We start from the raw sequence: 13,984 nt of genomic DNA, 5'->3' as shown, positions 1-13,984 counted from the left end.
CAGCCGTGTAGGGCTGCCGTTGAATATGCACCGCATTTGAGGGCCTCTTCGCGGGCTCGCCCGCTCCCACAGGTTACTCACAAGGTCGAAAATGTGTGGAGATCCTGTGGGAGCGGGCAAGCCCGCGAAGAGGCCGGCCCTGCTTACATCAGACCAACCGGGAGAGCATGTCCTCGGCCTCCTGACGCTGGCTGTCGTCGCCATCCTTGACCACTTCATCGAGGATGTCGCGTGCGCCCTGGTTGTCGCCCATGTCGATATAGGCGCGGGCCAGGTCAAGCTTGGTGGCCACTTCGTCGCTACCGGAGAAGAAGTCGAAGTCCAGGTCGTCCAGTGGCTCGGGCTCGGGCTGAGCAGCCGCATCCTCGCTGGTGAAATGCGGCTCCAACGACGGCGATTCGAGGCTCTGCGACAGCTTGTCCAGTTCGGCGTTGACGTCGTCCAACTCCGAGGCAAAGCTCTTGGCTGCCGGTGAATCGTCTTCCAGCGACAGCGAAAGATCGAAGTCGGATGGCAGATCGAACTCGGAAAGCGGGTCGAACGCTGGCTCGCTGTCGAAGGCAGCCAGCTCGGCAGCGACATCCACCGGGGTTTCGTCGACCGCAGCCGGGGCGGCCGGGGCAACCGGCTCGCTGATGTCGAGGTCGAAGTCGGACAGGTCCACAGCGGGCTGTGGCTCGGCCTGTGCCAGCATGGCCTCGAATTCGGCGTCAGCGTCGGCCTGTAGCTCGGCGTCCACCGCAAACGGCTCGTCTTCGGGCTGAGCCGATTCCAGCACGGGTTCATCCAGTACCGGCTCTTCGACTACAGGTTGCTGGGCCACAGATTCGTCCAGCAGCGGCGCTGCCAGCGGGTCTTGCTCGGGCAGGTCGTCACCCAGGCTCAGGTCGAAGGCACTGTCCAGGTCCTGCTCGTCCAGGCCCGGCGCATCGAGGGTCGGCACTTCATCGAAGGCATCCAGCTCAGCATCCAGATCAACTTCGGGTTCGAGCGTTGCTTCAGGTTCCGCCAGGGCAACGGCCTCTGGTTCAATCGCCACCTCTGGCTCGACCGCCGGCACTTCCTCCGGCGCCACATCGGCAACCACTTGCGTATCAGGCTGATCCTGCAACAGCTCCTGCACGTACTGCTCATCCATCTCGGCAGCCAGGGCCGCCGCGCCCAGGCCGACAGCGGCCAGGCCGAGCATGGCCGGGTAGCGCTCTTTCAGCCCGGCAACCGCTGCACTGTTCTGCTCACTGGCCGGCAACTTGCGCTCCTGCTCGACGAACGCGCTCTGGTCACCCTGGCGGGCGTACACATCCATCAGTTTCAGGCGCAGGTCGTCACGCTGCGGCGCGGCGGCCACGGCAGGTTCCAACAGGTCGGTAGCGCGGTTCAGGCGGCCTTCGGCCACGCATTGCTCGACTTCCGCCAGCAGCGCGGCATGCGGGTCGGCTTGCGGTTCAGGTTGCGCTTCGAAGGCGGGCGCCGCCGTTTTTTCCGCGGCGGTGGCGGCGGCAGCCGAAGCGGCGACCACGGCCGGCGACAGGGTCACGCTCGGCGCCGAGACTTCTACGCCATCGAAGCTTGCGCTATCGCTGTCAAAGCCTGCGCCCTGCTCTTCTTCCAGCGCCCGCGCCATGCGCAGGTGTTTTTCAGCCTCCTGCTGGGCCTTGCGCTTGCGCGCCAGCAACAGCAGCAGAAGCAACAGTACGAGGAAGGCACTACCGGCAATCAGCCCGAGCAGCAGCGGGTTGCCCATGATTTCGTCGACGACGCTACCTGGCTGGCCGGCGGCAGGTGCAGCTTCGGCGGCAGACACCGGTTTGGGTGAGGTATCGACGGCGTCAGGCGCAGGCTTAACGACCGGTTCGGCCGGTGCAGCCGCCCCCTGCGCTTCAAGGCGGGCCAGCTGGTTGTTCTTCAACTCGATCAGACGCTGCAGCTTGTCCAGCTGGCTCTGCAGGTCGGCCATGCGGCTCTTGAGCTCTTCGTTGTCGCGACGACTGGTGTCCAGGCTTTCCTGGGCCACCGCCAGCTTGTCATTGAGGGCCTTGGCCTGGTCGGTACCGGCCTGGTTGCCCGGGCTGACCAGGCGCAGGTTGTCGCCCTGGGCGATACGCGCCGGAGCTGCCTCGGCAGCACCGCGGCGGGTGGCGTCCAGCTGGCGGGCACGCGGGCCCAGGCGACGGCCTTCACGCCAGGCAGCATACTGCTCGGCCACCTCGGCGGTCGCCTCGCCCTGCGGGATGTTCTGGATCTGCTGCTGGTCGGGCAGGCGCAACACCTGGCCAACCTTCAGCTGGTTGATGTTGTTGCCGATGAACGCGTCCGGATTCAGGGCCTGAATCGCGATCATGGTCTGCTGGATCGAGCCGCCCTGGGTATTGCGCGCGGCAATCTGCCACAGGGTGTCCCGGCGCTGGGTGGTATAGCTGCCGGCAGCGGTCACCGCTGGCGCGACATTGCCTGCCGCAGGCTTGTCGCCCTGGGCCTTGGCCTGGTCGAGCAACACGCTGTAGTCACGCAGCAGGCGGCCCTGCGGCCACATCACCTGGACCAGGAACTTTACCACCGGCTCCGGTAGCGGCTGGCTGGAGGTAACACGCAGCACGCTCTTGCCGTTGGGGTTGATCACCGGTGTGAAGGTTAGGTCTTCGAGGTAGGTTGGGAATGCCACCCCGGCCTTGCTGAAATCTTCCGGCGGCGCCAGGCTCGGTGCCACTTCGGCAGCGGTGAGGTCGCGCACGTCGAGCAGTTCGATCTCGGCGTCCAGGGGCTGGTTCTGTGCCGATTTGAGGGTCAGTTCCCCCAGACCCAGGGCATTCGCCATGCCCGACGACAGCGCCGATGCTGCAGCCATGGCCAGAACCAGTTTGCGAATTCGAAGCATGACCTCTTCCCTTGTATGAAGCGTCCTGAAACCTGCATGCAGAGCAGGACAATAGTGCTCGCCAGTATCTTTTACGGCATGTGTTTAATCAACAATTGCGCCACTTGCACAGCATTGAGCGCGGCGCCTTTGCGCACGTTGTCGGTGGTCAGCCAGAGGTTGAGCTGCTGGTCTTCATCAACACCATGCCGTACACGACCAACATAGACCACGTCCTGGCCTACTGCGTCGCCTACCGGAGTCGGATAATCGTCGCGCTCCACCAGTTCGACGCTGTCAGCCGCATCGAGGGCCTGGTTGACCGCCTCCAGATCGACCGGGCGACGGCTCTGTACCGCCACAGTGAAGCTATCGCCGAAAAACACCGGGACTTGAACGCAGCTCACGGAAATCTTCAGTTCAGGCAGGCCCAGCAGCACACGCAGCTCGCCGACCAGGCGGCGCTCCAGGGCGGTGTGGCCTTGCTCATCGGCGGCACCGACCTGCGCCAACATGTTGAACGCCACCTGGCGATCGAAGAAGCGCGGTTCCAGGGGCCGGGCATTGAGCAGCTCGGCAGTTTGCCGGGCGAGTTCGTTGACAGCTTCCCGACCTTGTGCGGACACCGCCAGCGCGGCCATCACCTGCACCCGTTCGATATCCAGCAGGCGCTTGAGCGGTGCCAGAGCAACGGCCAGGGCAACCGCGGCCGAGCACGGGCTGACGATGCGCGCGGGCAATGCCAGGTCAATCAGGCGTTCGGCGTTGGCTTCGGGCACCAGAGCCAGGGCGTCGTCCAGACCTGCGGACAGGTCGATGACCGTGCAGCCTGCCTGCAGCGCCTTGCTGGCAAAGCTTCGGCTGACTGCGGCGCCTGCGGCGAAAAAGGCCAGCTTGGCCTGGGCAAAGTCGAAGCTGTCCACCTCACGTACCTTCAGCTTCTTGCCGGCGAACATCACGCTACTGCCCGCCGATTCCATGCTGGCCAGCAGGTGCAGGGTGGCGACCGGGAAATCCAGCTCTTCGAGGATCTGCACCAGGGCTTCACCGACGCTGCCGGTGGCGCCGACGACGGCGATGTCCAAAGGGTGTGTCATGGAAGGGATCCTTTTGCAGAAAACGGCGGGGGCGGCACTTTACTTGGATTGTAGGCGTTTGTCTTTGTTGGCCCTATGGTGGGCATGACGGGTCCCGCATTTGATGCGTGATGGCGGCTATGGGCTTGTCGCGAGATATTTGGCGCCTGCGAGATCGAGCGCCGCCCGCGCGGCGCTCGATCTCACAGGCGCTGAAAATGCCGTGGCGAGCACCTTGCAGCCAAAATGCTTTTTCAGACCTAAAAAAACCCGCGCTGTCGCCAGCGCGGGTTTTCGGTCAGACCGGAGCGATCAACGCTCCAGCAGAATCCGCAGCATGCGGCGCAGCGGCTCGGCCGCGCCCCACAGCAGCTGGTCACCTACGGTGAACGCACCCAGGTACTGGGAGCCCATGTTCAGCTTGCGCAGGCGGCCAACCGGGATGTTCAGGGTGCCGGTAACCTTGGTCGGGCTCAGCTCCTGCATGCTGATTTCACGCTGGTTAGGTACCAGCTTCACCCAAGGGTTGTGCTGGCTGATCATGCCTTCGATATCGGCCAGCGGCACGTCCTTGTTCAGCTTGATGGTCAGCGCCTGGCTGTGGCAACGCATGGCGCCGATGCGCACGCAGATGCCGTCGACCGGGATCGGGCTCTTGAAGCGGCCGAGGATCTTGTTGGTCTCGGCCTGGGCCTTCCACTCTTCACGGCTCTGGCCGTTCGGCAGTTCCTTGTCGATCCACGGGATCAGGCTGCCAGCCAGTGGCACGCCGAAGTTCTCGGTCGGGAACGCTTCGCTGCGCATGGTCTCGGCAACCTTGCGGTCGATGTCGAGGATGGCGCTGGCCGGGTTGGCCAGGTCATCGGCGACGGCAGCATGGGTAGCACCCATCTGCTTGATCAGCTCGCGCATGTTCTGCGCACCGGCACCCGAGGCCGCCTGGTAGGTCATGGCGCTCATCCACTCGACCAGGCCGGCTTCGAACAGGCCACCCAGGCCCATCAGCATCAGGCTGACGGTGCAATTGCCGCCGATGTAGTTCTTGGTACCCGCGTCCAGCTGCTGGTCGATGACCTTGCGGTTGACCGGGTCGAGGATGATCACCGCGTCATCCTGCATGCGCAGGGACGAGGCGGCGTCGATCCAGTAACCCTGCCAGCCGGCTTCACGCAGCTTGGGGAAGACCTCGTTGGTGTAGTCGCCGCCCTGGCAGGTCAGGATAACGTCGAGGGTCTTGAGTTCTTCGATCGAATAAGCATCCTTGAGCGGAGCTGTATCCTTGCCCACGTTCGGGCCCTGGCCGCCAACATTGGAGGTGGTGAAGAACACCGGCTCGATGAGGTCGAAATCCTGCTCCTCCAGCATCCGCTGCATGAGCACGGAACCGACCATACCGCGCCAACCGATCAGACCTACACGTTTCATCGCAACTACACCTTTGCTAAAAGTGGGCCGCCACCGGGAATTTTGGGTGGCGGGCCAGAGAGATTACAGATTCCGCAGCGCTGCGACTACTGCGTCGCCCATTTCCTGCGTACCAACTTTGCGGCAGCCTTCCGAGAAGATGTCGCCGGTGCGCAGCCCCTGGTCCAGGACCAGGCTCACGGCCTTCTCGATCGCCTCGGCGGCAGCCGACTGATTGAAGCTGTAACGCAGCATCATCGACACCGACAGGATGGTCGCCAGCGGGTTGGCGATGCCCAGGCCTGCGATGTCCGGTGCCGAGCCGTGGCACGGCTCGTACATGCCCTTGTTGTCGGCATCCAGCGACGCCGAAGGCAGCATGCCGATGGAACCGGTCAGCATGGAAGCTTCATCCGACAGAATGTCACCGAACATGTTGTCGGTCACCATCACATCGAACTGCTTGGGCGCACGCACAAGCTGCATGGCGGCGTTGTCGACGTACATGTGGCTCAGCTCCACATCCGGGTAGTCCTTGGCCACGTCCTCGACCACTTCACGCCACAGCTGGCTGGAAGCCAGGACGTTGGCCTTGTCCACCGAGCACAGCTTCTTGCCGCGCACGCGGGCCATGTCGAAACCGACACGGGCAATGCGGCGCACTTCGCTTTCGCTGTACGGCAGGGTGTCGTAGGCCTGGCGCTCGCCGCCTTCCAGTTCGCGCTGGCCACGCGGGGCACCGAAGTAGATACCGCCGGTCAGCTCACGGACAATGAGGATGTCCAGGCCGGAAACGATCTCTGGCTTGAGCGACGAGGCATCGGCCAGTTGCGGGTAGAGGATGGCCGGGCGCAGGTTGGCGAACAGGCCCAGTTGCGAACGGATTTTCAGCAGGCCGCGCTCGGGGCGAATGTCACGCTCGATCTTGTCCCACTTCGGCCCGCCCACGGCGCCCAGCAGCACGGCATCGGCCTTGCGCGCACGCTCCAGGGTCTCGTCGGCCAGCGGCACGCCGTGCTTGTCGATGGCGGCGCCACCGATCACATCGTGCTCCAGGCTGAAGCCGAGCTGGAACTTGTCGTTGGCCACCTCCAGCACCTTGACCGCCTCGGCCATGATTTCCGGGCCGATACCGTCACCTGGGAGAATCAGAATCTGCTTGCTCATGCTTTCCTCTATCCAATCACGCGGTGCGGCCAAGCGGGCCCCACCGAAAAGTTCTTAACGCTCGGCCCACAACACCAGCACATCGGTGCTGAACGAACCATCGGCCTCGATCTGGTAATACTGCCGTACTTCTTCACCCATGGCTTGCTGCAATTGGCGAATTGCCAAGCGCATTGGCTCGGGGGTGCGCATGCGCTCGACCCAGCTGGAAAACTCCAGGCGCAGCGGCTGGCGAGCGTGGCTGCGCACATGCAGGCCAGCCTCGCTGACCTGGCGTTGCCATTCGGCAGCGGAATAATCGCGCACGTGGCTGGTGTCGCGCAGTACTTCGACCGTTTGCAGGTAGGTGTCGAGCAGCGGGCTGCCCGGCGACATGACGTCGATGAACGCCGCCACGCCACCCGGCTTGAGCACTCGGCGCACTTCGCGCAGGGCCAGGCCCAGGTCGCTCCAGTGGTGGGCCGAGTAGCGGCTGAAGACGAAGTCGAACGAGGCGTCGGCAAACGGCAGGCGTTCGGCGGCACCGCGTTCGGTGGTGATATTGGCCAGGCCGCGCTCGGCGGCAGCACTGGCGACCACGTCGAGCATGGCTTGCGAGAGGTCGTAGGCGACCACTTCGGCAACCAGAGGGGCGACATGGAAACTGACATGACCGGCGCCGCAGCCCAGGTCCAGCACGCGGGCATGGCCCTGCCCCGCCAGCGCGGCCTGCAGCAGGGCGAATTCACTGCCCTGGGCGTGCACGGCGCTGCTGAGGTAGGCGCTGGCCTGTTCGCCGAACTGGCGTTGGACCACATCGGTGTGCTGGGTGCTGGTCATGTCTCGATCCTTCTGGTTTCGGGTTGTCTCTACTGGCCCTATCGCCGGCAAGCCAGCTCCCACAGAGAACCTACAGCCTTCAGACCTGTGGAGTTCCTGTGGGAGCTGGCTTGCCGGCGATGAGGCCAGCAAACCCAACTAAATCATTCAGGTATCCCGGAACAGCCAAGGCTGCCCGGCGCGGTGCTTGCCTTCGAAGGCCTTGATCGCATCGCTGTCCTGCAGGGTCAGGCCGATGTCGTCCAGGCCGTTGAGCAGGCAGTGCTTGCGAAACGCATCGATCTCGAAGTGCAGCACCTTGCCATCCGGACGGGTCACCGCCTGCGCCTGCAGGTCGATGGTCAGCTGATAGCCCGGGATGGCTTCGACCTGCTTGAACAGCTCGTCAACTTCCTCGTCGCTGAGGATGATCGGCAGCAAGCCGTTCTTGAAGCTGTTGTTGAAGAAGATGTCGGCAAAGCTTGGCGCGATCACGCTGCGGAAGCCGTACTCGTCCAGCGCCCATGGGGCGTGCTCACGGCTGGAGCCGCAACCGAAGTTCTCCCGCGCCAGCAACACGCTGGCACCCTGGTAGCGTTCGTGGTTGAGCACGAACTCCTTGTTCAGCGGGCGCTTGCTGTTGTCCTGGTAAGGCTGGCCCACGTCCAGGTAACGCCACTCGTCGAACAGGTTGGGGCCGAAGCCGGTGCGCTTGATCGACTTAAGGAACTGCTTGGGGATGATCTGGTCGGTGTCGACGTTGGCACGGTCCAACGGCGCGACGAGGCCAGTGTGCTGGGTAAAAGCTTTCATGCTGCGCTCCCTTGGATCAACTCGCGGACATCGATGAAGTGGCCGGTCACCGCGGCGGCGGCGGCCATGGCCGGGCTGACCAGGTGGGTGCGGCCACCGGCCCCCTGACGGCCTTCGAAGTTGCGGTTGGAGGTAGACGCGCAGTGCTCGCCGCTCTCCAGGCGGTCCGGGTTCATCGCCAGGCACATCGAGCAGCCTGGCTCACGCCATTCGAAACCGGCCTCGAGGAAGATCTTGTCCAGGCCTTCGCGCTCGGCCTGGGCCTTGACCAGGCCCGAGCCCGGCACCACCAGCGCCTGCTTGACGTTGGCAGCGACCTTGCGGCCCTTGGCGATTTCGGCGGCAGCGCGCAGGTCTTCGATACGCGAGTTGGTGCACGAACCGATGAAGACGCGGTCGAGCTTGATATCGGTGATCGCCTGGTTGGCGGCGAGGCCCATGTACTTGAGGGCACGCTCGATCGAACCACGTTTGATCAGGTCAGGCTCGGCAGCCGGGTCCGGCACGCGCTGGTCGACAGCGAGGACCATCTCCGGCGAAGTGCCCCAGCTGACCTGCGGCTTGATTTGCGCAGCGTCGAGCTCGACCACGGTGTCGAACACCGCGTCAGCGTCGGAGACCAGGCCTTTCCAGGCTTCGACCGCCTGCTTCCACTGCTCGCCCTTCGGCGCGTACGGGCGGCCTTCGACATAGGCAACAGTGGTGTCGTCCACCGCCACCAGGCCTACGCGGGCACCGGCTTCGATGGACATGTTGCAGATGGTCATGCGGCCTTCCATCGACAATTCGCGGATGGCGCTGCCAGCAAATTCCATGGCGTGGCCGTTACCACCGGCGGTACCGATCTTGCCGATCACGGCCAGGACGATGTCCTTGGCGGTCACGCCGGCAGGCAACTGGCCTTCCACGCGCACCAGCATGTTCTTCATTTTCTTGGCGACCAGGCACTGGGTTGCAAGCACGTGCTCCACTTCGGAGGTGCCGATGCCGTGGGCCAGGGCACCGAAGGCGCCGTGGGTGGAGGTGTGCGAGTCACCGCAGACCACAGTCATGCCAGGCAAGGTGGCACCCTGCTCCGGGCTGATGACGTGGACGATGCCTTGACGCTCGTCATTCATCTTGAATTCGACGATGCCGTATTCGTCACAGTTCTCGTCAAGGGTCTGCACCTGCAGGCGCGACACCTGGTCGACGATGGCCTCGATACCGCCCTTGCGCTCTGGCGTGGTCGGCACGTTGTGGTCAGGCGTGGCGATGTTGGCGTCGATGCGCCAAGGTTTGCGGTTGGCCAGGCGCAGGCCTTCGAAGGCCTGGGGCGACGTCACTTCGTGGATGATGTGACGGTCGATGTAGATCAAGGACGAGCCGTCATCACGGCGCTTGACCTCATGGGCTTCCCAGAGTTTGTCGTAGAGCGTTTTGCCAGCCATCAGACTGTTCCTCATCAGCGTCTTTCTATGCCAAAGACCCCTTGGCTTGTGCGGTCGATGCTAGGGGGTTAGATTGAATAACTCAAATTCATAATTTTTATGCTTTGGATAACCAACAGGAATGCGACCCCATGGATCTGGCCAACCTTAGCGCCTTCATCGCGATTGCCGAAACCGGTAGTTTTTCCGGGGCGGCCGACCGCCTGTTCCTGACTCAACCGGCCGTCAGCAAACGCATCGCCGGACTGGAACAGCAACTGGATGTGCGCCTGTTCGACCGGCTGGGCCGCGAGGTGACCCTGACCGAGGCGGGCCGCGCCCTGCTTCCCCGCGCCTACCAGATCCTCAACGTCCTCGATGATACCCGGCGCGCGCTGACCAATTTGACCGGGGAAGTGAGTGGTCGGCTGACCCTTGCCACCAGCCACCATATCGGCTTGCACCGCCTACCCCCGCTGCTGCGGGCCTTCACCCGGGAATACCCTGCAGTGGCGCTGGATATTCAGTTCATGGATTCGGAAGCGGCCTACGACGAAATCCTCCATGGCCGCGCGGAGATTGCCGTTATCACCTTGGCACCCGAGCCGCACCACCTGGTCAAGGCCGTGCCGGTATGGGACGACGCCCTGGACTTCGTCGCCGCTCCCGAGCACCCGCTGGCCAACAACAACACGGTCAGCCTGACCGACGTCGCCCGCCACCCGGCCGTGTTCCCGGGCGGCAACACTTTTACCCACCACATTGTTCAGCGCCTGTTCGAAAGCCAGGGCCTGACGCCGAACATCGCCATGAGCACCAACTATCTGGAAACCATCAAGATGATGGTGTCCATCGGCCTGGCCTGGAGCGTGCTGCCGCGCACCATGCTCGACGAACAGGTTGCACCCATCGCCTTGCCGGGCATACAGCTGTCTCGCCAGCTAGGCTACATTTTGCACACGGAGCGTACGCTTTCGAACGCGGCCAGGGCATTCATGGCCCTGCTCGACAGCCACGCGGGGCCCGCCTGACCGGTCGTCAGCCCGGTATTGCCACCTCCAAGGACGCGTCATACGCCAAAGGTCTGGTACCGATGCCCAAATCAGCGAATCGCTTTTTGCGCCTGCCGCGCATACCAGCGGCCGACCCTCAGGAGTCGGAACAGGCCTGGCAGAACGCCCCACAGTTGCTGGCCGCACTCAACGGCGCACGGCTGGGAGCCTGGCTATGGGATATCGACAGCGGCCGGGTGAGCTGGTCACGGGGCACCCAGGCTCTGTTCGGCTTCGACCCGCAGCGCCCGCTCCCCGCAGATATCGACTACCTCGACCTGCTGCCGGAGGAAGACCGTGCGCGCACACGCCAGGTGTTCCAGGCAGTGTTCAACGGCGAACCGGTGGAGCAGGCCATGCGCCACCGCATCCGCTGGCCGGACGGCAGCCTGCACTGGCTGGAGATCAACGGCAGCCTGACCCACGACCCGAACGGCCGGCCGCAGATGATCGGGGTGATCCGTGAAATCACCCGCCAGCGCGAGCGGGAAACGGCGTTGATCAATTCGGAAAAACGCTTCGCCACCCTGTTCCACCTCAGCCCCAATGCCATTTTGCTCACCCGACGCCACGACGGCATGATCTTCGAGGTCAACCAGCACTTCGAAGACATGTTCGGCTGGCCCGGTAGCCAGGTGATCGGCAAGACCAGCCTGGAGCTTGGCCTGTGGGCAAACCCCGAACAGCGCCACCAGTTGCTGGAGTCGACCCGTGGCAACACTGGCCCTTTGATAATGGAAGTCCAGTTCCGCGCTACCAGCGGCAAGGTACATGACGGCATCCTCTGTACCCAGGGCATCGAACTGGAGGGCGGGACCTTCCTGCTCAGCACCTTTATCGACACCACCGAGCGCAAACGTGCCGAGCAGGCCTTGAAGGACAGCCAGGAGCGCCTGGACCTGGCCCTGGATTCGGCACAGCTGGGCACCTGGGACTGGCATATTCCCAGCGGCATGCTGTACGGTTCGGCGCGCGCCGCGCAGCTGCACGGCCTGCCGCCCATCCCGTTTCACGAATCGTTCGACGCGTTTTTCGAAGGGGTCCCGGAGCAAGAGCGCAATTCGATGCGCCAGGCCTACCGCAGCCTGCGCGAAGGACCTGCAGGCAACTACCAGATCACCTACCGGGTACAGCTGGAAAACGGCATCTCGCGCTACATCGAAAGCCGCGCCCGGCTGTACCGCGACGAGCAGGGCAACCCGCTGCGCATGGCTGGCACTTTGCTCGACATCACCGACCAGGTGGAGCGCGAACAGCGCCTGAGCGCTTCGGAAGAGAAGTTCGCCAGCCTGTTCCAGGTAAGCCCCGACCCAATCTGTGTCACCCGCCAGGACACCGGGCAGTTCATCGAGATCAATCCGGCGTTCACCCAGACCTTCGGCTGGAGCACCGAGCAGGTGATCGGCCGCACCGCCGAGGAAATCGGCCTGTGGGCGGAGTCCATCGAGCGCGCGCAACGCATCGAGCGGGTAATCCGCGAACAGGCCCTGAGCAACGTCGCCGTAGTGGTCAACCACCGCAATGGGGCACCGCTGACCTGCGTGATTTCCAGCCGCCTGATCACCGTCGATGACCAGCCTTGCAGTGTTACCACCCTGCGCGACATCACCCAGCAGCAGCGCGCCGAGGCGGCGCTGAAGTCCAGCGAGGAGAAGTTTGCCAAGGCCTTCCACTCCAGCCCTGACGCCATCACCATCACCGAACGCTACAGCGGTCGCTACCTGGAAATCAACGACGGTTTCTGCCGCCTGACCGGCTACAACGCCGCCGACGTGGTCGGCCGCACGGTGTACGAGATCGGCATCTGGGCCGACGACAAGCAGCGCAGCGCCCTGCTGGCCGAGTTGCGCGAGCGTGGCCGGGTGCATCATCGCGAGATGCTAGGGCGTAACAAGCGCGGTGACATCCTTACCGTGGAGGTGTCGGTGGAGCCGATCACCCTCAATGAGGTGGACTGCCTGCTGGTAACCGCCCGCGATGTCAGCCAGCTGAAAAACGCCCAGGCACAGATTCGCCACCTGGCCTACCACGACCCGCTGACCAACCTGCCCAACCGCGCCCTGCTGATGGACCGCCTGAGCCAGCAGATCGCCCTGCTCAGGCGCCACAACCTGCGCGGCGCCCTGCTGTTCCTCGACCTCGACCACTTCAAGCACATCAACGACTCGCTGGGCCACCCGGTGGGCGACACGGTGCTGAAGATCATCACAGCGCGGCTGGAAGCCAGTGTGCGCCTGGAAGACACCGTGGCGCGCCTGGGTGGCGACGAGTTCGTGGTATTGCTCAGCGGCCTGGAAGGCAGCCGCGAGCTGGTCGAAGAGAAAGTCCGCGGGCTGGCCGATACCCTGCGCGAACTGCTGGCCGAGCCGATGTCGCTGGATGGCCAGCGTCTGCAGGTAACACCCAGCATCGGCGTGGCGCTGATCCCTGACCACGGCGCCACCCCGGCCGACCTGCTCAAGCGTGCCGATATCGCCCTGTACCGTGCCAAGGATTCCGGGCGCAACACCACCCAGCTGTTCCATACCACCATGCAGAAGGCTGCCAGCGAGCGCCTGCGCATGGAAAACGACCTGCGCCTGGCCCTGGCCCGCGGCGAGTTGGCGCTGCACTTCCAGCCACAGGTGGATGCGCGCGACAACCGCATCGTCGGTGCCGAGGTGCTGCTGCGCTGGCATCATCCGCAACTGGGTCAGCAGCCACCGGCGCAATTCATTCAGGTGCTGGAAGAAAGCGGCCTGATCCTGGAGGTTGGCAGCTGGATACTCGACGAAGCTTGCGATGCCTGCGCACGCATGCTCGGCGACGGGCTGATCGACGCCGATGATTTCAGCTTGTGCGTGAACATCAGCCCACGGCAGTTCCGCCAGAACGACTTTGTCGGGCGGGTGCTGCGCAGCCTGGACGATTACCGCCTGCCACGGCAAATGCTGACGCTGGAAATTACCGAAGGCATCGTCATCCAGAACCTGGAGGACACCATCAGCAAGATGCGCGAGCTGAAGCGCTACGGGGTGAGCTTTGCCATGGATGACTTCGGCACCGGTTATTCCTCGCTGACCTACCTGAAACGCCTGCCAGTGGATGCGCTGAAGATCGACCAGACCTTCGTGCGCGATGCGCCGGAAGACCCCAACGACGCCGAAATCGTCCGCGCCATCGTCGCCATGGCTCGCAGCCTGGATCTGACGGTGATTGCCGAAGGGGTGGAGCTGACCGAACAGCTGGAGTTCCTTGAACGGCTGGGGTGCCACCTGTACCAGGGGTACTTGCACAGCCGGCCGCTGCCGTTGCCGGAGTTCCGGCAGATGTTGCTGGAGGCGCCGGCGGATTACTGAAACCGATGCAGATGCGATTCCTGTGGGAGCCGGCCTTCAGGCGATCACAATAAAAAGGGCACCCCTGGGGGTG

General features: G+C 63.9%; 9 protein-coding genes. 2 read left to right on the top strand and 7 right to left on the bottom strand.

Annotated features, from left to right (window positions below; all coding sequences use genetic code 11):
- Positions 1–148: 148 nt before the first annotated feature.
- The 7 genes from E5221_RS08840 to leuC all read right to left on the bottom strand — a co-directional run bounded on the left by E5221_RS08840 (position 149) and on the right by leuC (position 9,542).
- Positions 149–2,875, bottom strand: coding sequence for a FimV/HubP family polar landmark protein (locus tag E5221_RS08840; RefSeq protein WP_247847143.1), 2,727 nt, complete (start codon positions 2,873–2,875; stop codon positions 149–151).
- A gap of 71 nt (positions 2,876–2,946) precedes the next feature.
- Positions 2,947–3,951, bottom strand: a complete 1,005-nt coding sequence (locus E5221_RS08835; protein ID WP_247847141.1) for an aspartate-semialdehyde dehydrogenase — start codon at positions 3,949–3,951, stop codon at positions 2,947–2,949.
- A 291-nt stretch (positions 3,952–4,242) separates the two neighbouring features.
- On the bottom strand, positions 4,243–5,355 hold the full coding sequence (gene asd, locus E5221_RS08830) for an aspartate-semialdehyde dehydrogenase (protein ID WP_003260268.1): 1,113 nt from the start codon (positions 5,353–5,355) through the stop codon (positions 4,243–4,245).
- A 63-nt stretch (positions 5,356–5,418) separates the two neighbouring features.
- Positions 5,419–6,501, bottom strand: a complete 1,083-nt coding sequence (leuB, locus tag E5221_RS08825) for a 3-isopropylmalate dehydrogenase (RefSeq protein WP_061552346.1) — start codon at positions 6,499–6,501, stop codon at positions 5,419–5,421.
- A gap of 54 nt (positions 6,502–6,555) precedes the next feature.
- Entirely contained in the window at positions 6,556–7,320 is a 765-nt protein-coding gene (locus E5221_RS08820) for a class I SAM-dependent methyltransferase (RefSeq protein WP_247847140.1), read from the bottom strand.
- A gap of 147 nt (positions 7,321–7,467) precedes the next feature.
- Positions 7,468–8,112 carry a 3-isopropylmalate dehydratase small subunit gene (leuD, locus tag E5221_RS08815; protein WP_247847139.1) on the bottom strand — a complete coding sequence of 215 codons (645 nt, stop codon included), beginning with the start codon at positions 8,110–8,112 and terminating at the stop codon, positions 7,468–7,470.
- A complete protein-coding gene (gene leuC, locus E5221_RS08810) occupies positions 8,109–9,542 on the bottom strand; it encodes a 3-isopropylmalate dehydratase large subunit (RefSeq protein WP_013971600.1) in 1,434 nt (477 codons plus the stop codon). The genes leuD and leuC overlap by 4 nt, the downstream gene beginning before the upstream one ends.
- A gap of 131 nt (positions 9,543–9,673) precedes the next feature.
- Here leuC and E5221_RS08805 point away from each other — a divergent pair, with 131 nt between their 5' ends.
- Both E5221_RS08805 and E5221_RS08800 read left to right on the top strand, forming a co-directional pair.
- The gene (locus tag E5221_RS08805) at positions 9,674–10,552 is read left to right on the top strand and encodes a LysR family transcriptional regulator (RefSeq protein ID WP_247847138.1); all 879 of its coding nucleotides are present in this window, start codon (positions 9,674–9,676) and stop codon (positions 10,550–10,552) included.
- A gap of 62 nt (positions 10,553–10,614) precedes the next feature.
- Positions 10,615–13,911, top strand: a complete 3,297-nt coding sequence (locus tag E5221_RS08800) for a PAS domain S-box protein (protein ID WP_061552348.1) — start codon at positions 10,615–10,617, stop codon at positions 13,909–13,911.
- Positions 13,912–13,984 lie beyond the last annotated feature (73 nt).

Source organism: Pseudomonas sp. A2 (genome assembly GCF_023100865.1).
GTDB lineage: Bacteria > Pseudomonadota > Gammaproteobacteria > Pseudomonadales > Pseudomonadaceae > Aquipseudomonas > Aquipseudomonas asiatica.
This window is presented reverse-complemented; position numbering and strand designations above follow the sequence as displayed.